General features: G+C 32.3%; 17 protein-coding genes. 12 read left to right on the plus strand and 5 right to left on the minus strand.

Annotation, left to right across the window (positions count from 1 at the left end):
- The 4 genes from BHU68_RS17300 to BHU68_RS10875 all read left to right on the plus strand — a co-directional run.
- A partial coding sequence (locus BHU68_RS17300; protein WP_171900397.1) for a hypothetical protein occupies positions 1 to 581 on the plus strand: 581 nt, incomplete at its 5' end.
- A 9-nt stretch (positions 582 to 590) separates the two neighbouring features.
- Positions 591 to 767, plus strand: coding sequence for a hypothetical protein (locus tag BHU68_RS17305; protein ID WP_171899629.1), 177 nt, complete (start codon positions 591 to 593; stop codon positions 765 to 767).
- Positions 768 to 957: 190 nt separating this feature from the next.
- Positions 958 to 1,206 carry a hypothetical protein gene (locus tag BHU68_RS10870; protein WP_069470805.1) on the plus strand — a complete coding sequence of 83 codons (249 nt, stop codon included), beginning with the start codon at positions 958 to 960 and terminating at the stop codon, positions 1,204 to 1,206.
- Between the two features lie 99 nt (positions 1,207 to 1,305).
- Positions 1,306 to 2,610 (plus strand): Do family serine endopeptidase, encoded by a 1,305-nt coding sequence (locus BHU68_RS10875; RefSeq protein ID WP_069470804.1) that lies wholly within the window; start codon positions 1,306 to 1,308, stop codon positions 2,608 to 2,610.
- A gap of 48 nt (positions 2,611 to 2,658) precedes the next feature.
- Here BHU68_RS10875 and BHU68_RS10880 read toward each other — a convergent pair whose 3' ends face one another.
- Positions 2,659 to 3,525 (minus strand): hypothetical protein, encoded by an 867-nt coding sequence (locus tag BHU68_RS10880; protein WP_069470803.1) that lies wholly within the window; start codon positions 3,523 to 3,525, stop codon positions 2,659 to 2,661.
- A gap of 61 nt (positions 3,526 to 3,586) precedes the next feature.
- Here BHU68_RS10880 and mrcB point away from each other — a divergent pair, with 61 nt between their 5' ends.
- Positions 3,587 to 5,884: a penicillin-binding protein 1B gene (gene mrcB / locus BHU68_RS10885; protein ID WP_069470802.1), complete on the plus strand. Its 2,298-nt coding sequence runs from the start codon at positions 3,587 to 3,589 to the stop codon at positions 5,882 to 5,884.
- A gap of 19 nt (positions 5,885 to 5,903) precedes the next feature.
- Complete coding sequence (locus BHU68_RS10890; protein ID WP_069470801.1) at positions 5,904 to 6,308, plus strand: tetratricopeptide repeat protein; 405 nt, start codon at positions 5,904 to 5,906, stop codon at positions 6,306 to 6,308.
- Here the strand turns inward: BHU68_RS10890 and bioD are convergent.
- From bioD to BHU68_RS10905, 3 genes are read right to left on the minus strand one after another with little or no spacing between them, the layout of a single operon-like run.
- Positions 6,294 to 6,899 (minus strand): dethiobiotin synthase, encoded by a 606-nt coding sequence (gene bioD, locus BHU68_RS10895; RefSeq protein ID WP_069470800.1) that lies wholly within the window; start codon positions 6,897 to 6,899, stop codon positions 6,294 to 6,296. The two genes, BHU68_RS10890 and bioD, sit on opposite strands and share 15 nt — an antisense overlap.
- Positions 6,900 to 6,940: 41 nt before the next feature.
- Positions 6,941 to 7,156 (minus strand): hypothetical protein, encoded by a 216-nt coding sequence (locus BHU68_RS10900; RefSeq protein ID WP_069470799.1) that lies wholly within the window; start codon positions 7,154 to 7,156, stop codon positions 6,941 to 6,943.
- Positions 7,153 to 7,590 (minus strand): AAA family ATPase, encoded by a 438-nt coding sequence (locus BHU68_RS10905; protein WP_069470798.1) that lies wholly within the window; start codon positions 7,588 to 7,590, stop codon positions 7,153 to 7,155. The genes BHU68_RS10900 and BHU68_RS10905 overlap by 4 nt, the downstream gene beginning before the upstream one ends.
- Positions 7,591 to 7,648: 58 nt before the next feature.
- On the opposite strand from BHU68_RS10905, the gene BHU68_RS10910 reads away from it, so the two are divergent.
- Positions 7,649 to 8,251, plus strand: a complete 603-nt coding sequence (locus tag BHU68_RS10910; protein ID WP_069470797.1) for a hypothetical protein — start codon at positions 7,649 to 7,651, stop codon at positions 8,249 to 8,251.
- 19 nt (positions 8,252 to 8,270) lie between these two features.
- Entirely contained in the window at positions 8,271 to 9,416 is a 1,146-nt protein-coding gene (locus BHU68_RS10915) for an NnrS family protein (protein WP_069470796.1), read from the plus strand.
- Here the strand turns inward: BHU68_RS10915 and BHU68_RS10920 are convergent.
- Positions 9,391 to 9,984: an acyltransferase gene (locus tag BHU68_RS10920; RefSeq protein WP_069470831.1), complete on the minus strand. Its 594-nt coding sequence runs from the start codon at positions 9,982 to 9,984 to the stop codon at positions 9,391 to 9,393. The genes BHU68_RS10915 and BHU68_RS10920 overlap by 26 nt on opposite strands.
- Positions 9,985 to 10,386: 402 nt before the next feature.
- On the opposite strand from BHU68_RS10920, the gene BHU68_RS10925 reads away from it, so the two are divergent.
- The 4 genes from BHU68_RS10925 (at position 10,387) to BHU68_RS10940 (ending at position 22,765) form a co-directional block, all read left to right on the plus strand.
- A complete protein-coding gene (locus BHU68_RS10925) occupies positions 10,387 to 11,460 on the plus strand; it encodes a hypothetical protein (protein ID WP_069472945.1) in 1,074 nt (357 codons plus the stop codon).
- 758 nt (positions 11,461 to 12,218) lie between these two features.
- The gene (locus tag BHU68_RS10930) at positions 12,219 to 15,905 is read left to right on the plus strand and encodes a hybrid sensor histidine kinase/response regulator (RefSeq protein ID WP_069470794.1); all 3,687 of its coding nucleotides are present in this window, start codon (positions 12,219 to 12,221) and stop codon (positions 15,903 to 15,905) included.
- A gap of 88 nt (positions 15,906 to 15,993) precedes the next feature.
- Complete coding sequence (locus BHU68_RS10935; protein WP_069470793.1) at positions 15,994 to 20,991, plus strand: ATP-binding protein; 4,998 nt, start codon at positions 15,994 to 15,996, stop codon at positions 20,989 to 20,991.
- A complete protein-coding gene (locus BHU68_RS10940; RefSeq protein WP_069470792.1) occupies positions 20,984 to 22,765 on the plus strand; it encodes a response regulator in 1,782 nt (593 codons plus the stop codon). The genes BHU68_RS10935 and BHU68_RS10940 overlap by 8 nt, the downstream gene beginning before the upstream one ends.

Here is a 22,765-nt window from a genome sequence, read left to right on the forward strand (position 1 = left end):
AATTTGGCGTAAAAGAATCAATTACAGCTCTAGTTGATGATGTTGACTTTCTGCTTCAAAATAAAGGAATAGAAGGAAGTCACGATTTAATGTGGGATACTGCCTGTCATGCACCACATCGCTTTGCGGATTTGTATGATCAACGAATTTTAGTAATTTTAGATGAATTTCAAAATATTACTAAATATATATATCGAGATGAAAAATGTAAAGAAGAACCAGATGAAACTCTAGCCGGTAGTTATCATTCTCTTGCTGAGTCAAAAATAGCTCCAATGCTAGTAACTGGTTCCTATGCTGGTTGGCTATTAAAGGTTATTAGTCAATATTTAGAAGCTGGAAGACTAAGTCAAATACGTTTTTCTCCTTATTTAACTGAAGATGAAGGTTTGGAAGCAGTCTATAAATATGCTTCATTTTATGAAGAGCCGATTACTAATGACACTGCTATGCAAATTAATAAATTGTGTATGGCTGATCCATTCTTTATCTCTTGCGTAATAATCAGTAGTTATGAAGATAAAGATTTAACCACCTCAAAAGGAGTAGCAGATACAGTTGATTATGAAATTTCAGAATAAAATTCTGAAATGTACTTAACTTGGGGAGAATATATTCATCATACTGTCAATGAAGTTAATGATAAAAATGCTAAAAATATTTTATTATTTTTGAGTAAAAATAATGAAAAATATTTTACACCCAAAGACTTGAAAGACAAGTTAGGTTTGAATTTAGAAGTGAATGAAATTCATAAACACACATAGATTTAAAAGAAGCTGATTTGATTACTAGGGCTATTTAATATTACTTTCGAGGCTAAAGTTTTTTGGAAAATAAATCTACGGATTTGCACCTAATTTTAAACAAGAGTTTGCTGATCAAATTGCTGAATTAAAGAAGGAAAACCAAAAAGTTAAAGAAAGAGTTCATATTCAGCGTGAAGATGGCAAAAATATGGAACTTGATATTGTAGCTGAATCTTCATGTGGCACCTTGGTTCTGGTGGAAGTTAAAAAAACTAAGACCAAAATCGGTTTAAATCAGATTGAAGACTTTCAAGAAAAAGTTGATGTTTATAAAACTCTTTTTCCTGACACTATTGTTTTAGCGTCTTATTTATCTTTGGGTGGTTTTACTGATGAGGCTAGTGATTTTTGTTTGCAACATGTAATTGCTGTGGCTGAGAGAATTGAGGAATTGTAATTAAACAGCCTTACCGGGCATGGTAGTAACATAAGATTATATTGAAATTTTTACTATTTAAATTTATAATTAAAGTATCTACTACTCAAATTATGAACTATGTATAAAATAAATTCCTATTTAATCTCTTTATTGCTACTAATAACTGGGCAATTTGCATTTGCTCAATTACCAATGGGTGTACCTAGCCTTGCACCAATGTTAAGAACCGTTACACCGGCAGTCGTCAATATATCATCAAGCAGTCGTAGTCGTGTTAGCAGCCCTTTATTTAATGATCCTTTTTTCCGCCATTTTTTTGATTTACCTGATGTAAAGGAAAAGAAAGAACAGAGTCGTGGTTCTGGAGTTATTATTAATGCACGCAAAGGTTATGTATTAACAAATAATCATGTTATTGCAAAAGCAACTAAAATAGCTGTAACCTTGCGTGATGGTCGTAAATATACTGCGAAACTAATTGGAGCTGATCCTGAAACTGATGTTGCCTTATTAAAAATTCCAGCACAAAACTTAACTGCTATACCATTAGCTAATTCAGATCGATTAGAGGTTGGTGATTTTGTAGTTGCGATTGGTAATCCTTTTGGTTTAGGGCAAACTGTAACTTCTGGAATTGTCAGTGCTTTAGGGCGTACCGGCTTAGGTATTGAGGGTTATGAAGATTTTATTCAAACAGATGCCTCAATTAATCCCGGCAACTCAGGTGGTGCATTAGTAGATTTAAGAGGTAAATTAGTTGGTATTAATACAGCAATTTTAGCACCAAATGGTAATAGTGTAGGAATTGGCTTTGCCATACCCAGCAATATGGTAAGCCAAGTTGTAAAGCATTTAGTTAGATATGGTGAAGTAAGACGAGGTAGCTTAGGCATACACATACAACAATTAAATCCACAATTAGCACGTGCATTTGGAGTACAGGGTAAAAAGGGTGGTGTGATAGCTAAAGTTCTACCCGGTTCCGCTGCAAGTAAAGCCGGTTTACGTTCCAGTGATGTAATCATAGCAATTAATAATAAACCGGTAAAATCAGCTGCTGATATTAGAAATCGTATTGGTTTATTAAGCATTGGAGAAAGAGTGAGAATAAGAGTTATACGTAAAAGACGTACTTATAATTTCACCGCAGTAATTGCAGATAATAGAATTAAAGGTAGAGCTATTAGTAATTATTTACAAGGTTTATCTTTAAAAGATACATCAAAAGGCATAAAGGTAGTAAAAGTCACTAAAAATACCACTGCTGGGAAAATTGGCTTTCTGAAAGGTGATTTTATATCAGGTTTTAATGGCAGAAAACTCAAACAAATATCTGAATTAAAAAGAATGTTTAAATACATTAACCCACGTTCACTACAGGTACAACGTAATAATAGACTATTATCAGTTCAATTGAAATAAATAGTGCGACCAAACCTGACAGGTTTTTAAAACCTGTCAGGTTTATAGTTAAATTAATTTTTCCAACAATCGTCGAATAGTTTCTTTATCAGCCTCATTGTTCATTTCCATGAGGCGTTTTGTTAAGTTATCAATTTGTATTTGTTGTGGAGTCATATTAGCAGTTGGCTGTATAACTGTGGTATATGGAGTAATAGCATTAATTGCTTTATCTAAAGTATTATAGAAAAATTCCACACTATAACCAGCTAAAAATCCAACTACCATTGCAGAAACAGCATTATTTACAACATCATTATTAGGAATAATGTCTAATAAATTTACCAATAATCCACCAACTAATGCGCCCATAAATAAGCGTAACCATTGGGTATATAACTCTTTTGGATGTAATGTACGATTTATATAACGTTCCGTTAATGATTTATATAAATAAATTAACGCACCTAGCGCACCATATAAAAACGGATCAATAAATTTTAGAAATTCTGAATGTTTAGATTCTTCACCAAGAGTCATATATTGTCGTAAAAACATTATACTGATCAATACTATTGCAACCCAAAATAGTTGTCGAAAAAAGTTACGCCCAACTGAGCCAGAACCAAGAAATATGGTTTTCCACCACGGTCTAGCTATTTTATAATTTTCATTTGTAGCACGTAAAGTTAATAATGATACAGGACTAATTAATTGTGCTATCTTAGTATAGTATTGCTCTAACTTAGCTTCAGCTTGACAAATTTCTTCAGTATTTAAATCCTCAATTGGCGTATAAAATAATATTTGTTTGAGTTGTTTTACTTCAACAGCAAGTTCAGGAGGTTCTAATTTGCCACTTTCTACCGCAAACTCTAATAATTCTTCAAGAGCTAAGTATCGTTGTTGATATTTAGTAAGTTGGTCTTCAGACATAATTTACGCCTTAGTTTTGATATAATCAAAATATAAACAATAAACCGAGTAACATTAAGTAATGATACGCAGCACACGTAATACCAGACGACCAATTCGCCGTCGCCCACCGCCACAGCGTCGTCGTCGAACATCTTATTCTACACCAAAAAAACGTCCTAATCCTAGAAAAAAATCGGGTTTTCCTTTTAAATTACGATGGTTAATATTAATTATTGGATTTATAATCCTTAGTTATCATGTAATATCATTAGATATTAAAGTTCGTAAACAATTTGAAGGTAAACGTTGGTCTTTGCCAGCGCGTGTTTACGCTCGCCCTTTAGAAATTTATACTGGTATGCGTTTAACAACTCAAGCCTTGAAGGAGGAGTTACAAGCACTAGGTTATCGAAAAGGTTCTACTAATTCACCGGGTAAATATAATACTAGAAACAATAATATAGTTCAAATTAAAACTCGTGCCTTTAAATTTTGGGAAGCAACTGATCCTTCACGTTTAGTAAAAATTAGTTTTTCAGGTAATGAAGTTCAATCTATAACCGAATTAGAACCTACTCGTAAGGTGGCTTTACTGCGTTTGCCTCCTAAGCTAATTGGTAAAATATATCCTACTCATAATGAGGATCGTATTGTAGTTCGTTTACAAAATATACCTCAATCATTGATTAATGCTTTGATTGCTATGGAAGATCGTCATTTTTATAATCATATGGGTATTAGCATACGAGGTATTGCACGTGCGATTATTACTAATCTGAAGGGTGGGCAAATACAAGGTGGTAGTACAATTACCCAACAGTTAGTGAAAAATTTATATTTAACTTCAGAGCGTACATTGAAGCGTAAATTTAATGAAGCTATTATGGCATTATTATTGGAATGGCATTATAGTAAAAATCAAATTTTGGAAGCTTATTTTAATGAGGTGTTTTTAGGGCAAGATGGTAATCGTGCCATTCATGGCGTTGGTATGGCAGCACGATTTTATTTTAATCGCCCATTAGAAGAATTAAAATTGCATCAAGTAGCTTTGCTTGTTAGTTTGATACGTGGTGCATCAATGTATAATCCACGTCGGCATCCTAAACGAGCTTTAGCTCGGCGTAATTTGGTTTTAGATACTATGAGCAAGCTAGGAAAAATTAGCCCAATGGAAGCACGACGGGCTAAAAAGACACGTTTTGATATTGAAAAAAGTACTGCTGAAAGTAAATTTCCTTATCCTGCCTTTATGGGTTTAGTGCGTAGTCAATTACATACAGATTATCGTAAAGAGGATTTACGTGCAGATGGTAAAAAGCAAGTTTTAGATTTATCTGATGGATTAAGAATTATCACTACTTTAGATCCTTTTTTGCAAAAGAAAGGTGAACAAACTATGATGAATTCTTTAAAAAAATTATCGAGAAAACGTCGTAAATCTCGCAATATAGAAGGAGCTATGGTAGTAACTCGTTGTGACAATGGTGAAGTTGTTGCATTTATAAATGGTAAAAAACCAAAATATGATGGTTTTAATCGCCCTTTGAATGCCAAGCGTCAAATTGGTTCCTTAGTTAAAGTGGCGGTTTATTTAGCTGCTTTAGAACGTGGTTCTTATTCTTTAACTTCTAGGATTAGTGACTATCCATATAAATGGGTTGATCGTTATAGTGGTACAGTTTGGAAACCGCAAAATTATGATCATCGTTCACATGGTTCGGTTTACTTATATCGCGCTTTAGCTAATTCTTATAATTTAGCTACTGTGCGTTTGGGTAGAAAATTAGGTTTAGAAACTTTTCATAAAACCTTAATACGCTTAGGGCTGACACGTGAACTAAAACGTATATATCCATCTATGTTGTTAGGTAGTTTGTCTTTAACTCCTTTGGAGGTGGCTCAATTATATCAAACCATAGCTAGTGGTGGTTTTCATGTGCCTGTACATGCAATTCGTGATGTTTTAACTCATGAAGGTAAACCTTTGCAACGTTATGCTTTGTCGATGGAAAAGCGTTTTGATCCTGCTGCGATTTTTTTACTAAATTTTGCTATGCAACAAGCTGTGAGAAATGGAACCGGGCGTAAAATATCTAAAACTTTGCCAAAACATATGGTGTTTGCAGGTAAAACTGGTACTAGTAATGATTTACGTGATAGTTGGTTTGCTGGTTTTGGCAGTGAATTTTCAACAGTGACATGGGTTGGGCGTGATGATAATAAACCAATGGGTTTAAGTGGTGGTTCTGGTGCTATGGTGGTTTGGAGAAATTTTATACGTGCTATTAATCCACAAGCAGTAAAACCTATAGAACCTAGTGGTATAAGATGGCGCACTATTAATGGTATTAATATACCATATAAAACTAATTAAATTTAATAGATAAAACAATATGTTAAAAACAAAATTTCTAATATTATTATTATTTTTATTTACATCATTAGCTACAATGGCTGATTCAAGATCAGCGGTTGTGTCTTTAATTATGGATGCAAAAACTTATTTTGAAAATGATCAATTAGAACAATCAGCGGCTTTATTAGAACGCGCTTTACGTATAAAACCCCATAATGTTTATTTATGGCATAATTTAGCTGGTGTGCGTTTAACACAGGAGGATTGGAATCGTGCTGCTAATTTAGCAAAAAAATCTAATTCCTTGGCAGGAAATGATGGGGGACATAAGGAATTACGTATGAGAAATTGGGTTTTAATAACTCAAGCATGTGAAGGCATGGGAAATGATACATGTACGGCTGAAGCGCGTAGTCGCGCTCAAGCTTTATCGAGAAATTAAGTCTAATGTTAATGGTTTTCCTAAATAGGAAGATATTGTTTCAATAGAGGCTTTTCCGTCAAATTCTGGATCAATGGGATTGGCTATCCAAGCGGCTAATGTGCAGCCATCTCGTTGTATAGCTTCGGCTGTTAAGAGGGCGTGATTAATACAGCCTAAACGTAAGCCGACTACTAAAATCACTTTAGCATTAATTGCTAATACCATATCTTTAAAGCTTTGGCTGGCATTAATTGGTACACGCCAGCCACCAGCTCCTTCAATTACTACTGCATCTGCTAATGCAGCTAGTTGTTTATATTTCTCAATAAGAACTTTTAATTCAATAGTTTGCCCAAGTTGTTGGGCGGCAATATGAGGTGCAATGGCTGGTTCAAAGGCATAAGGATTTATTAAATCATAGGGAAGATCTAAACCACTAGCAGCTAAAATTTGTTCAGCGTCAGAATTTTTACCGCTAGCAATAGGTTTCATACCAGCCACTCGTAAACCTTGCTGTTTTAATTGTTTTATGAATGCTACACTACACCATGTTTTGCCAATACCTGTATCGGTGCCGGTAATAAACCAAGTTTGATTTTTTTTATTCATAATCTAATTTTAATGTTCAATTTTATAACCAATTTCTTTCCCTAAAACCCCAATACCAAGATAAACACACTTACGTTTTTCTTGCCTGAAATTTTGGCAAACAAGGCACGGATTATATTTATAAAACCTTCAATATCATCATTTTCTAAATAATCACGTAAATCTTCCGCCGCTGGTTGAATATCTCCTAAATCATTTTTAGTAAAACTAAGAAAAGTCATAAAAGCTTGTTTGACTTCAAAATTAGGATAATTCAATATATATTGAATTGTTCTGGTTTTTTGATTTCTAAAACAGTGCCAAGATTTTGGATATAAGACTCAAAATAAGTTTCTAATTCGGTTTGTGTATATCCTAATAGTGTGGCAAATTGTCTTGAAAAGGTAATATCTCTTACATTGTTTAATTCAGAAAATTTCAAAATACCAAAAAAATATCGCATGATTTCACGATTTTTTGTCGCTTTTTCTATATCATCAATATGCTCAACAATTGGTTTATCATATTCATCTATTAAAACCACAACTTTTTTCTGAGTTTTTTCTGATATTTTTTCAATTAATTCTCCAAATTTATCCTTAATAAATATATCAGATAGTTCAATGTCATATTTAGCGGCAGTCTTATCTAAAAATGATAATAATGATGCTTCAAATATTTTATCATTAGTATATTTTATCGTTAATCTCACATTTTTACAATCATTTAGAATATAATTATGATTGTTTTGATAAACTAGGTAAGTTATTATGTCGTATGGCAATTATTCAAACTATGAAGAAGTCGCCACAAAGTTTAAGATAAAATCTAAAGAGGAAAACTTTGTAAAAGAAGAACCTATTAATGTCAATCAAAGTATATTTACTTTTATAGATGATAATGTAAAATCTAGGCGTAGTTATGTTTCAGAAAATTCAATTTGTGAAAATATTATTGCTCCAATATTAAGTATTGTTGCAAAAGAAAATGATATTCCACTATGGTCACATGTCAGATTTGATGTTTCTGAAAAAGATGGTTTGATGGGTGTTCCTGATTTTATCATTGCACCAACTTCTGATATTGGTACTACTTTTGAAAAACCTATAGTTTGTATATCAGAAGCTAAGAAAGAAAATTTTAATGAAGGCTGGGCGCAAATTTTATCCGAAATGATTGCTGCACAAATAGTTAATGAAAGTCAATCTTTAGATGTATATGGTATAGTTTCTACAGGAAAATTCTGGGAATTTGCTAAGTTAAATCAAAATATTTTTAGCAGAGAGATCGTTGCAATTTCGGCTACCGAAAATTTACAAAAACTATTCAATTTTCTTAATTGGATAATAAAAACAGCTAAAACATCCATATAAAATATAGGAGATATAACACATGGCTTTATTTAATTTAGGTTTTAGAATTTTTTTTCTGGGAGCTGGCATATTTTCGATAGTATCGATTTTTATGTGGTCAGCAATTTTTCATTTTCAATTGCCTTTGAATATACAGACAATTTCTATCTTTCAGTGGCATAGCCATGAAATGATTTATGGTTATAGTATAGCAGTTATTGCCGGTTTTTTATTGACTGCTGTTCAAAATTGGACTGGTGTTCAAACTATTTATGGTAAGCCGCTGATATTGCTTTTTAGTTTATGGGCAGCGGCACGATTATTATTTATCTTTGGAACATCGTATTTATTTGTTGCTGGAATTTTTGATGTTCTGTTTTTAGTTTTCTTAGTCTTTGCTGTTAGTTATCCGATTATAAAAGTAAAGCAATGGAAGCAACTTGCTATTTTGTCTAAGCTGATATTGCTGATGATATTTAATATTTTATTTTATCTTGGTGCATTAAATGTGCTTGATAATGGTGTGTTTTGGGGAATTTATGGTGGTTTATATTTGATCATTGGCTTGATTTTAACTATAGGCAGAAGAATTTTACCTTTTTTTATTCAGAATGGTGTTGGTTATCAAGTTAAATTATTTAATTCCAATTGGCTTGATATATCAATCCTATTGCTTTTTATTGCTTTTTCTATATCTGAACTGTTTTTGAGAAGTCAAATAGTTTCTTCTTACTTGGCTTTAGCTTTATTTGTGGTGAATGCTATCAGGCTAATCGGTTGGCATACTTTGGGAATCTGGAAGAAAAGTCTGTTATGGAGTTTATATTTATCTTTCTGGTTTATCTGTTTTGGATTTTTATTGTTTGCTATTGGAGTGTCTAAATTTATTGCAATTCATGCTTTTGCTGTTGGTGGAGTTGGGGTAGTTACTATCAGCATGATGTCTCGGGTTACACTTGGGCATACCGGCAGAGACATTAGCAAAGCTCCTAAAGCTATAAGTTATGCTCTTGGAATTTTGCTATTCAGTGCCATACTAAGAGTAGTTATGCCATTATTAGATGCACAAAACTATGTACTTTGGATTGGGCTATCACAGGGGCTTTGGATAATTGCTTTTTTGATATTTACAATTATATATTTCCCTATGTTTATGAAACCTAGGGTTGATGGGAAACTAGGCTAACAAGCCCATTTTCCAGCCTATAAATTTCATTTGTATGTGGACAAATTGCCTCTACTGTTTCTTCGGCAGTTAGGGGTAAATCTAAACGTTCACCATAGTGGCTCATCCAAGCTATTTGACGCGCTGGCACTCCAACCATTAAGGCAAAATCTGCTACATTATGTGTTACTACACTACCTGCTCCAATAAAAGCATATTGACCAATGCTATTACCACATACTATGGTACAATTTGCGCCTAAAGTAGCTCCGCGTTTAATTAGTGTAGTTTTATATTCATCTTTACGTGATACTGCTGAACGGGGGTTATAAACATTGGTAAATACCATGCTGGGTCCACAAAAAACATCATCTTCTATAATGACATTATCATAGACTGAAACGTTATTTTGAATTTTGACATTATTAGCAATTACGACTTGATTACCAATAAAAACATTTTGTCCTAATGAACACTGTTTTCCAATTATAGCACCAGCACAAATATGTACCCAATGCCAAATACGGGTATCGTCTCCAATTTTGGCTCCATCATCAATAATCGCGCTATCGTGGGCAAAATATTTCATAAATAATACTCTCAAGGCTTGATTTAAAATTCTGTTATTATATATCAAAATCCCTTTTTCACCTGAAGGAAAAACAACATGCAATATCCCTTAGCAGAAAAAATCGGCAATCCTGATTAATAAAAATGAGTGAAACTGATGTGATTGAAAGGGGCAATTTCGGGGCTTACAAGATCGTACACTCAATTTAATTTTGCGTAACCGTTTTGGAGAAGCACTGGAATTTTGCCAGATACATGGAATTGGTACTGCTAATCAAATTAAGCAGTATTAAAACTATCAGACCTGACAGGTCTAAAACTCAATGATTATATCATTTCCAATGAATGGCCCATACTATCACAAACAGGCCATTTCAAATATTGTTTCTTATGTTTTTCAATATTAACATCAATAAAAATTATGACAAAATTTAAGTTAATAAATACTATGCTTTTATTTGCCGTATTCAGCGGCAATGCTGTGGCTGATGAGGTTTCCTCAAAAGCCATTTATGATTCCAAAACTAAAACACTATCTTTGGAAAATATTTTGGTTCCTTTTATAGATGAATTCACTGGTAAAGAAACTGATAATCAAGGAATATTTGACGCTCAATTACAGGAAAAAACCAAGCTCGTATTTGAATTGATTCCTTGGAGTATCAATTTCAAAAACATGTTTGATGGAAAAAATACTAGCGGCTATATTTTGTATGATCACAAAACTAGATCAGTAAAAATTCCTTGTTTTGAAGTTACTACGATTGCTAAATTTGGTGATGGAATTGAAGGGGATGTTATATATTACAAAGATGTCAACATGAAACAGAGGCATGTAAATTATCCAATTTTTCATGTTGATAATATGACAAAAACTGATAGTTGTGAAAGTTCAGTTATTCCAGAACCTGATGAACCACCTCAAAAACCAACTTTAACAACAACTCCAACAACAACGATAGATGACACTGTAGAAGTTGAAGTTAATGGAGACATTGGAACAACTGTTTTTGTAAATAGAGTTGATACTGGTAAAACTATTGGTTCAAGTGGTAAAGTTAAGGTTACACTTGATACTAGTGGTGATGATGGGGATAAGAGTTTTTCTATTAGTTTGAAGGATAGTGCTGGTAATGAAAGTGAGGTTTTGAGTTTTAGTATTTCTAAAAGTAAGGCAGGATACTCAGATTTCTATGTCAAAGGACAATACACTGTTTATGTAGATCCCATGTATAATAACATTGAAATAAATAATAATCATAAGACACTTACACAATGGGCAAATGAGTTAGGGTTCGAGATTGAAGATTTAGCGAATGATGTGGTTTATGAGTGCTATAATCGAAATCAAGTATATCCTGACTGTACTTCATGGGGATCAGATGAAACATATGGATATAATTATGAAAAATGGGAATTCCACAAATGCTCTTATAATAGCTGGTCATGGGATGATTGTTATAATAGACCAAAAGAAATATATATCAAAAAATAGCCTTGTAGAGTGTATAAGCGATAGGTTTGGATCCAAACTACATCAAAACCTAACCGGTGTATGACGCTTTGCTTATACACCATACACTGGCTGTAGGTTGAGCTGACGAAAGGATACGAAGTCACGGAGCGAAGCGGAGTAAGCCCAACATTTTTAAATAATTTCATTTTAGAAGCACTTCCCGGTATTACTTCCATATTTCATCAGCAACAATAAATACACTAAGTAACTGATGTTACGCACCTAGATTCGTGTCAATTTTATCAGTTGCCCCTCTTAGGGGCTGACATACTAGCCTAGGGCAACGCCCTAGGGTTTGATTTGTCTAGAATTTTAGCCCTCTTAGGGCGATACATAATACATGAGTTTTGAAAATTTCTTAAAATTATCCAAAAATACCAGATTGAATATGATTAAAATATCTAATTGATAAGCATTAATTATATACCGCCCTTTCAGGGCTAAAATATTAAACAAATCAAACCCTAGGGCGTTGCCCTAGGCTAGTATGTCAGCCCCTTTCAGGGGCAACTAATAAAATTAACATGAATCGGGGTGCGTAACATCAGTAAGTAATATAAAACAAGTTGCAATAATACCGACAAATAAAAACTTTCTGCAAATTTTTGTAAATAACTTATATTATGCATTACCAAATAATTCATAGTTAAATAATATTCTCAAGGGTTGATTTCAGATTCTGTTATTATATACCGCACTAACCCCCATTGGAATAATTATTGTACTTATCATAATATATGAAAATTTCAGTTAAAAATATCTTAATTTTATGGTTTTTCAGTTTGCAACCAGTATTTGCTGACGCTATTAAATTTAAACATTTCACTATTGATGATGGTTTATCAGATAATTTTGTAAGCCCAATATTACAAGATCATCAAGGTTTTTTATGGGTTGGAAGCAAAAATGGCTTAAACAAATATGATGGTGCAGAATTTACCATTTATAGTCATGATTCTGACAATTCACATACTATTAGTAATAACTATGTTTGGAGTCTGCTTGAAGATAGTAATGGTATTTTATGGGTTGGTACTTGGGGTGGTGGTTTTAATAAATTTGATCCTGTTACTCAAAAATTCACTCGTTATCAACATGATAAAAATAATCTCAATAGTTTAAGTAACGATAATATATGGAATATTTATGAGGATAAAGCTGGTATTTTATGGATTGGAACCGGTGATGCTGGTTTAAATAGGTTTGATCCTAAAACTGAGACTTTTACTCATTATAAACATGATCCCAAAAATCCTCATAGTATTAGCAATAATAGTGTCACCCGCATTTACCAAGATAAAACCGGTATCTTTTGGATTAGCACTTATGGTGGTGGTTTAAATAAATTTGATCCTAAAACTGAGAAGTTTATTCATTATGATTTAACTAATAATTCTTTATGGTCTCTATATTGGGATAGTGAAGATAAACTTTGGTTAGGTACAGAAAAGGGTTTAGATCAATTTGATCCTCAAACTGAAAAGTTTGTTCATTATTTGAGTGAAGATACTATCTTGTCGATTTATCAAGATAGCAGTGGCAGATTATGGATTGGTACTTATAACGGTTTGAATTTGTTTGATAAAACTAATAAAACCTTTATTCGTTTTCAGGAAAGTGATACTGATACAAATAGTATTAGCGATAATACAATCTGGAATATTAATGAAGACAGAACCAAAACCTTATGGGTGACAACAAATCAAGGCTTGAATAAATATGATCCCGGTGATTATAGATTTGCTCTGTATCAACATAACCCAACAAGCTTAAATAGTCTTAGTGATAAACAAGTTTCGACAATTTATGAAGATGAAAATGCAATTCTTTGGTTAGGCACAGAAGGTGGTGGTTTAAATAAATTTGATAGAAAAAACAATAAGTTTACTCACTATAAAAATAGTCTAAGCAATAATGTAATTAGAAGTCTGCGTGCTGATAAACATGGTGTGCTTTGGATTGGCACTGCTGGAGGTGGGTTAAATAAATTTAATCCTAAAACCGAAAAATTTGTTCATTATAATAAATCCAAGGGCTTAAATAATGATTCTATTTTAAGCATTGATCTTGATTCGCAAGGCAATGTTTGGATTGGAATGAATGGCGGTGGAGTTGATAAATTCGATCCTATCACTGAAACTTTTAAGCATTATAATAAAAAATTAATATCTAATTGGGTGACAAATGTCATGGTAGATTCCAATCAAAATGTATGGATTGGAACCGAAAATGGCTTAACTAAACTCAATCCTAAAACTGACAGTTTCATTAATTATTCTGGTTTAAGCAATGGTTTCATTAATAGAACTTACGAAGATAGTAATGGCATTATTTGGATAGGCACTAATGATGGTTTAAATAAGTTAAATTCCACAAACAATAATTTTACTGTTTATCGCACTAAAAATGGTTTAGTTAGTAACAATATAATTGATATTATAGAAGATAATCAAGGTAACTTATGGTTAAGCACCAATAAAGGCATTTCAAAATTTAACCCTAAAACCGAAAAATTCAGAAATTATAATAGTGCTGATGGTTTGCAAAATAACTTATTTTTAAATGATGCCGCTTATAAAAGCAAAACTGGTGAAATATTTTTAGGTGGTGTTAATGGTTTTAATGCTTTTTACCCAGATAAATTAGTTGATAATCCATATATACCACCAGTGGTATTGACTGATTTTCAAATCTTTAATAGTTCAGTCAACATGGGTAAGCAAGTTACTCTGTCTTATGATCAATCAGTATTTACAATTAAATTTGCCGCTTTAAATTATCGAGCCTCAGAAAAAAATAAATATGCTTATATGATGCAAGGTTTTGATAAAACATGGAATTACGTCAATAGCAAACGACGTTTTGCTACTTATACCAATTTAGATGCCGGTAAATATACCTTCAAAGTCAAAGCCTCAAACAATGATGGGCTTTGGAATCAAACTGGTGCTGCAATTAAAATAATTATTACACCACCTTGGTGGCAAACATGGTGGGCTTATTTAGTTTATAGCATAGTAATTATTGGTAGTTTTCTTGGTTTATTTATAGTACAAACTAAAAAAGAAGCGGCAGAATTAGCTAACCAAGCTAAAAGTCAATTTCTTGCTACTATGAGTCATGAGCTTCGCACGCCGCTGAATGGAATTTTAGGTTATGTGCAAATTTTAAGACGCGAACAAACGATTAAAAATAAACAAGGTTTAGATGTTATTCAACGCAGTGGCGAACATTTATTAACCCTAATTAATGATATTTTAGACTTATCTAAAATTGAAGCCGGTAAATTAGAAATCAATCCAGATAAATTACATTTGCCGAATTTTTTATCAGAAATTGCATTATTATTTAGAATGCGAGCAACCCAAAAAGGCATTGCATTTGTTAATGAAACATCTGAATTACCGAATTGCGTTTATGCAGATGAAAAACGACTCAAACAAGCTCTATTAAATTTACTAAATAATGCGATAAAATTTACTCAAACAGGGCAAGTAAAATTAACAGTAAAACATCAAGCTACTAGATTTTACTTTGAAATAGAAGACTCTGGCGAAGGAATAGCGGCTGATGATTTAGAAAATATTTTTCTACCATTCAAACAAGTAGGTAAAAAATCTAAACAAATAGAAGGCACCGGTTTAGGATTAGCTATAACTAAAAAACTCATAGAAATGATGAGTGGAAAATTAGAAGTAAGCAGCAAACTAGGTTTTGGTAGTAAATTTTGGTTTGAAATAGCTTTAGAAACATGCGAAGATATTACTATTGCAAAAGTTGATCAGCCAAAAATTATAGGATTTAAACCAAGAAATAGTGAATTTAAAATCTTAATTGTCGATGATATCTGGGATAACCGCATTATTTTAAATCAAATATTAATGGGTTTAGGATTCAAAACATTAGAAGCTAATAATGGGCAAGAAGCTTTAGAAAAAGCCAATAATTTTCATCCAAACGCGATTATAATGGATATGAATATGCCTATAATGGATGGATTAGAATCTACCAGACAATTACGTTTGCAAACTGCATTTGATAATACAATTATTATAATGATGTCAGCCAATGTATTTCAAAAACAACAACAAACAGCTTTAGAAGCTGGCTGCAATGCTTTTGTAGAAAAACCAATAGATATAGATAAATTTTTAGGATTGTTAGGAAAATTATGCTCATTAGAATGGATTTATGAAACTCCAGAAGCAACAATCTCTGCTCCTATGGAATATCCAGCGGCAGCAGAAATAGAAGTATTATATAACTTAGCCAAAATGGGTAAAATAAAAGCAATTATAGATACAGCAGAAGCATTATCAAGAAATGAACCTAAGCTAAGTAGTTTTAGTAAAAAACTTACTCAATTAGCTAGAGAATTTAAACTTCAAGAATTGAAAAATTTTTTAGAAACTTTATTGTCTTAAAAATTACAGGGATTGCATATAAGCAGAGAAGCCCATTATTGGAATAATTATTGTAATTCTAAAACAAATCAATTTGAAAATTACAATAATGAAAATTTCAATTCAATATATATTTATATTATGGTCTTTAAGTTTGCAGCTAGTATATGCTGACGCTATTCAGTTTAAACATCTGACTATTGATGATGGTTTATCTGATAATTTTTTAATTCCTGTATTGCAAGATCGGCAAGGTTTTTTGTGGGTTGGAACCAAAAATGGCTTAAATAAGTATGATGGTGCTGAGTTTAGCGTTTATAGTCATGATCCTGACAATTCCCATACTATTAGTAATAATTATATCTGGAGTTTGTTTGAAGATCGTGCTGGTAATTTATGGGTTGGCACTTGGGGTGGGGGTGTTAATAAATTTGATCCTGTCACTCAGCAATTCATTCGTTATCAGCATGACAAAAATAATTCCAATAGTTTAAGTAACGACAATATTTGGAGTATTTACGAGGATAAGGCTGGTATTTTATGGATTGGAACCGGTGATGGTGGTTTAAATAGGTTTGATCCTAAAACTGATACTTTTACTCATTATAAACATGATCCCAAAAATCCTAACAGTATTAGCAATAACAGTGTCACGCGCATTTATGAGGATAAAACCGGTATATTTTGGATTAGCACTTATGGTGGTGGTTTAAATAAATTTGATCCTAAAACTGAAAAGTTTGTTCATTATAATTTAGGCAATCATTCTTTGTGGTGCTTATATTGGGATAGTCAGGATAAACTTTGGTTAGGTACAGAAAATGGCTTGGATCAATTTGATCCTAAAACTGAAAAGTTTGTTCATTATTTGAATGAAGATACTGTCTTGTCGATTTATGAAGATAGCAGCGGCAGATTATGGGTTGGCACTTATAATGGCTTGAATTTGTTAGATAAAGCAAATAAAACATTTACTCGTTTTCAAGAAAATCCGGCTATTGCCAATAGTATTAGCGATAATACAATCTGGAATATTAATGAAGACAGAACCAAAACTTTATGGGTGACAACAAATCAGGGATTAAATAAATATGATCCCGGTGATTATAGATTTGCTCTATATCAACATAATCCAAAAGCATTAAATAGTCTTAGTGATGAGCAAGTATCTACAATTTATCAAGATAAAAATGCAATACTTTGGCTAGGCACAGAAGGTGGTGGTTTAAATAAATTTGATCGGAAAAGCAATAAGTTTGTTTATTATCAATATGATGAAAATGATCTAAACAGTCTGAGTAATAATTCAGTTAGAAGTTTGCGTGCTGATAAGCAAGGCGTGCTGTGGATTGGCACTGCTGGAGGTGGATTAAATAAATTTAATCCTGTTACTGAAAGTTTTGTTCATTATAATAAATCCAAAGGCTTACATAATGATTCAATTTTAACTATTGATCTTGATTCACAAGGCAATGTCTGGATTGGTATGGATGGTGGTGGAGTTGATAAATTTGATCCTGTCACAGAAACCTTTAAGCATTATGAAAAAAACTTAACTTCTAATTGGGTTACTCATGTGATGGTGGATTCCAGTGATAATGTATGGATTGGAACCGAAATTGGATTAACTAAACTCAATTCTAAAAATGATACATTCTATCATTATCAATATGATAAGGATAATCCTACCGGTTTAAGCAATGGCTTCATTAATACATCATATGAAGATAGTAACGGCACTATTTGGATAGGCACTAATGATGGTTTAAATAAGTTAAATTCAACTACTAATAATTTTACTGTTTATCGCACTAAGCATGGTTTAGCTAGTAATAATGTGATTGAAATCTTAGAAGATAATCACGGTAATCTATGGTTTACCACTAGTAAAGGCATTTCAAAATTTAATCCTCAAACTGAACAGTTCAGAAATTATAATCGTTATGATGGCTTGCAAAATAATTTATTTTTAAATGATGCCGCTTATAAAAGCAAAACTGGTGAATTGTTTTTAGGTGGTATTAATGGTTTTAACGCTTTTTCTCCAGATAAATTAGTTGATAATCCATATATTCCACCAGTAGTATTGACTGATGTTCAAGTATTTAATAGCTCAATTAGTATGGGTAAACAAATCCGCCTTTCTTATGATCAATCGGTATTTACTATTAAGTTTGCCGCGTTAAATTATCGAGCCTCGCAAAAAAATCAATATGCTTATATGATGGAAGGTTTTGATAAGACATGGAATTATGTTGATAGTAAACGACGCTTTGCTACTTATACCAATTTAGATGCTGGTAAATATACTTTCAAAGTCAAAGCTTCAAACAATGATGGGCTTTGGAATCAAACTGGCACTTCAATTAAAGTCATTATTACGCCACCTTGGTGGCAAACATGGTGGGCTTATTTAATTTATAGCATTTTAATTGTAGGTAGTTTAATCGGTTTTTTTATCGCTCAACAGAAAAAATTACAACAGGCTCGTGTATTTAATGAACGTTTGCAACAAGCTGATAAGTTAAAAGATGAATTTTTGGCTAATACTTCTCATGAATTAAGAACACCCTTAAATGGAATTATTGGTATTGCTGATTCCTTAATAGATGGTGTTACTGGTGAGTTATCTGATAAAACTAAGTCTAATTTAAGCATGATTGTTGCCAGTGGCAAACGTTTATCTAATTTAATTAATGATATTCTGGATTTTTCCAAATTAAAACATCAACAACTAGAATTACAACAGAAATCAGTTAGTTTGCGAGAACAGGTTGATTGTGTGCTGACGATTAGCCAGTCAATGTTAGCTAAAAAATCAATAAAATTGATTAATAAAATTGATTTAGATTTGCCTCCAGTGCTTGCAGATGAAAATCGCTTACAACAAATTTTATATAACCTTATTGGTAATGCGATTAAATTTACTGAAAAAGGTAGCGTCGAAATTTCAGCACAGCGACAAAATGATGATATAAAAATTAGTATTAGTGATACTGGAATTGGTATTGCTGCAAATAAACAAGGCAGAATCTTTGAATCTTTTGAACAAGCTGATGGTGGTATTGCTAGAAAATATGCTGGTACAGGATTAGGTTTAGCTGTTACAAAACAATTAATTGAATTGCATGGTGGCAAAATATGGTGTGAATCTACACCGGGTATTGGTTCTACTTTTATATTTACTTTGCCTATTGCTAAACAAAAATCTGAACATGGTGGGTTTCGTTATCGCTCTACCCACCCTACTGCTACTGCTACTGCAATTAATAATGTAGGGTGGGTAGAGCAAAGCGATACGAAGTCAGCGATAGCTGAAACCCACCATATTCTAAAAAATGATAAAACTTATACAATATTAATTGTAGATGATGAGCCTATTAATTTACAAGTAGTTAGCAACTATTTATCTTTACAAGATTATCGTATTATACAAGCTAGCAGTGGTGCTGAGGCATTGGCGATGATAGATGATGGTTTGAAACCTGATGCTATTTTGCTTGATGTTATGATGCCTTCTATGACTGGTTATGAAGTCACACGTAAATTACGTGAAACTTGGGGTGCTATTGATTTACCGATTTTATTATTAACCGCAAAAAATCAAATCGAAGATTTAGTAACAGGTTTAGAAGTAGGTGCAAATGATTATTTAACTAAACCTATTAGTAAACAAGAATTAATCGCTCGTCTTAAAACACATATTGGAATTTCTAAATTAAAAATTGCAAAAGAAGTGGCTGATTTAGCTAATCAAGCTAAAAGTCAGTTTCTTGCTACTATGAGTCATGAATTACGCACACCGCTGAATGGTATTTTAGGCTATGCTCAAATTTTAAAAAATGATTCTTCACTTAATCAACGCGCTCAAGATGGTTTAAATATTATTGAACAAAGTGGTGATCATCTTTTAACTCTAATTAATGATGTGCTTGATTTAGCCAAAATTGAAGCAGGTAAAATTGAGCTTGATACTAGCGATTTTGAATTATCTAGTTTCCTTAGAACTATTACTGAAATAGTTCGTATTCGTGCCGAGCATAAAAATATTTATTTTAAATATCAAATAGATGATGATAAGTTAGGAGCGGTACACGGCGATGAAAAACGCTTACGCCAAGTCTTGATTAATTTGCTTGGTAATGCCGTTAAATTTACTGATCATCAAGGTGTAACATTTAAAGTTAAAACCATCGAAAATTCATTGATTCGTTTTCAGATACAAGATACTGGTATTGGCATTGCATCTGATGACATTGAAACTATTTTTAATCCTTTTCAACAAGTTGGTGAAAAACCACGTCAAATCCAAGGCACTGGCTTAGGCTTAGCGATTAGCCACAACTTAGTTGAATTAATGGGTGGAACATTACAAGTAACAAGTGAATTAGGCAAAGGTAGCAGCTTTTGGTTTGATTTAAATTTACCAAAAGTCAAAGATTTCACTGCAATTGCCAATGTAGAAACCAGAAAAATAAAAGGCATAAAATCTGAAACCCCATTAATTTTAATAGTAGATGATAAACCAGATAATAGACAATTATTAATTGATATACTGGCACCAATCGGATTTGAAATCATAGAAGCTAGTAATGGAGTTGAAGGTTTAACGAAAGCAATTGAATATCAACCCAAACTAATTATTACTGATTTAATGATGCCAGAAATGGATGGCTTTGAAATGACGCGCGAAATTAGACAATTATTTAGCAATACAATAATCATTGCTAGCTCAGCGCGTGTTTTTGAAGAGGATCATCAAAGTAGTTTAAAGGCGGGTTGTAATGCTTTCTTGCCGAAACCAATTAAAGTTGAACGCTTATTTGAATACTTGCAACGATATTTATCTGTAGAATGGATTTATGAAGATGTTGTTTCTAGCACAGTTAGCACTGCTCCTTTAATATTACCTTCTCAAGAAATCATAGAAAATTTATTTGAACTTGCTATGAGTGGTGATGTTAGAACCATTAAAGAACAAGTGGCTAATTTGGCACAACAAGATCAAAAATTTGAACCCTTTGCAACAGAATTAAATCAGTTTATAAAGCGTTTTGAAGTTAATAAAATGTGTGATTTCTTAGAATCTTATTTAGAAAATGAATGATAATCAAAATAAAGTGTTAGTTGTAGATGATAACCCTAACACTTTAAGCCTGTTATTTGATGCCTTAGAAGAAGCTCAGTTCAAAGTATTAATTGCTGAAGATGGAAAAAGTGTACTCAAGCGCATTAAATATCTGAAGCCTGACATTATTTTGTTAGACGTAATGATGCCTGAAATGGATGGCTTTGAGACTTGTCAACATCTAAAAGCTAATGAATATAGTAAAAATATTCCAATTATTTTTATGACTGCGCTTACTGAAACAGTAGATAAAGTCAAAGGCTTTGAAATAGGGGCTGTTGATTATATTACTAAACCCATACAAATTGATGAAGTATTAGTACGTTTAAAGACTCATTTAACCATTCATAATTTACAAAATCAATTAATTCAACAAAACGAAGAATTAAAAAAAAGCAAAGAATTAGCCGAATCTGCCAACCATGCGAAAAGTGCCTTTTTAGCTAATATGAGTCACGAATTACGCACGCCGCTGAATGGTATTTTAGGTTATGCACAAATTTTAAAACGCGAACAAACTGTTAAAAATGAGCAAGGTTTAGATATTATTCAACGCAGTGGCGAGCATTTATTAACTTTGATTAACGATATTTTAGATTTATCTAAAATTGAAGCTGGTAAATTAGAGATTAATCCTGATAAATTAAATTTGCCTAATTTTTTATCAGATATTGCATTTTTATTTCAAATGCGGGCAACGCAAAAATCAATTGAATTTGTTTATGAAGCTGTATCTGAATTACCAAATTTAGTTTATGCAGATGAAAAGCGATTACGACAAATTCTCTTAAATTTATTAAGTAATGCGATCAAATTTACTAAAAAAGGGCAAGTAAAATTAATAATAAAATATCAAGAAAATAAAATTCACTTTGAAATAGAAGATTCTGGCGAAGGAATAGCTGCTGATGAATTAGAAAATATTTTTTCACCATTCAAACAAGTAGGTAAACAATCTGAACAAGCAGAAGGTACGGGTTTAGGATTGGCTATTACTAAAACGCTGATTGAAATGATGAGTGGCAAATTAGAAGTAACAAGTAAGCTTGGTTTTGGCAGTAAATTTTGGTTTAGCATTCCTTTAGAAACATGCGAACAAGAAAATATTAGTGTTGTAAAAGTTGATAAACCCATAGGATTTAAACCAAAAAGTACTGATTTTAAAATCTTAATTGTAGATGATAGATTGGATAGCCGGATTATTTTAACTAAAATACTAACTTCTTTAGGATTCAAAATTTTAGAAGCTAAGAATGGAGAAGAAGCTTTAGAAAAAGCCAATGAATTTAATCCAGACGCGATTATAATGGATATGAAAATGCCTATAATGGATGGCTTAGAATCTACAAGACAATTACGTAAACAAATGCAGTTTGAAAATACTCCTATTATAATGATGTCAGCCAATGTGTTTGAGGATCAACAACAAGCCGCTTTAGATTCTGGCTGCAATGCTTTTGTAGAAAAACCAATAAATATAAATAATTTTTTAGCAGAGTTAGGAAAATTATGTTCATTAGAATGGATTTATGAAACTTCAGAAACCACAGAATCTGCTCCGATGGAATATCCAGCAGCAGCAGAAATAGATATATTATATAACTTAGCGAAAAGTGGTAAAATAAAAGCAATTATAGATAAAGCAGAAGCTTTATCAGCCAATGAAGCTAAGTTAGAAACCTTTAGTAAAAAAGTTACTCAATTAGCCAAAGAATTTAAAGTTCAAGAATTGAAGAGCTTTTTAGAAGGATAA

It is taken from the genome of Candidatus Marithrix sp. Canyon 246 (assembly GCF_001723685.1).
In the GTDB taxonomy this organism is placed as follows: Bacteria; Pseudomonadota; Gammaproteobacteria; order Beggiatoales; family Beggiatoaceae; genus Marithrix.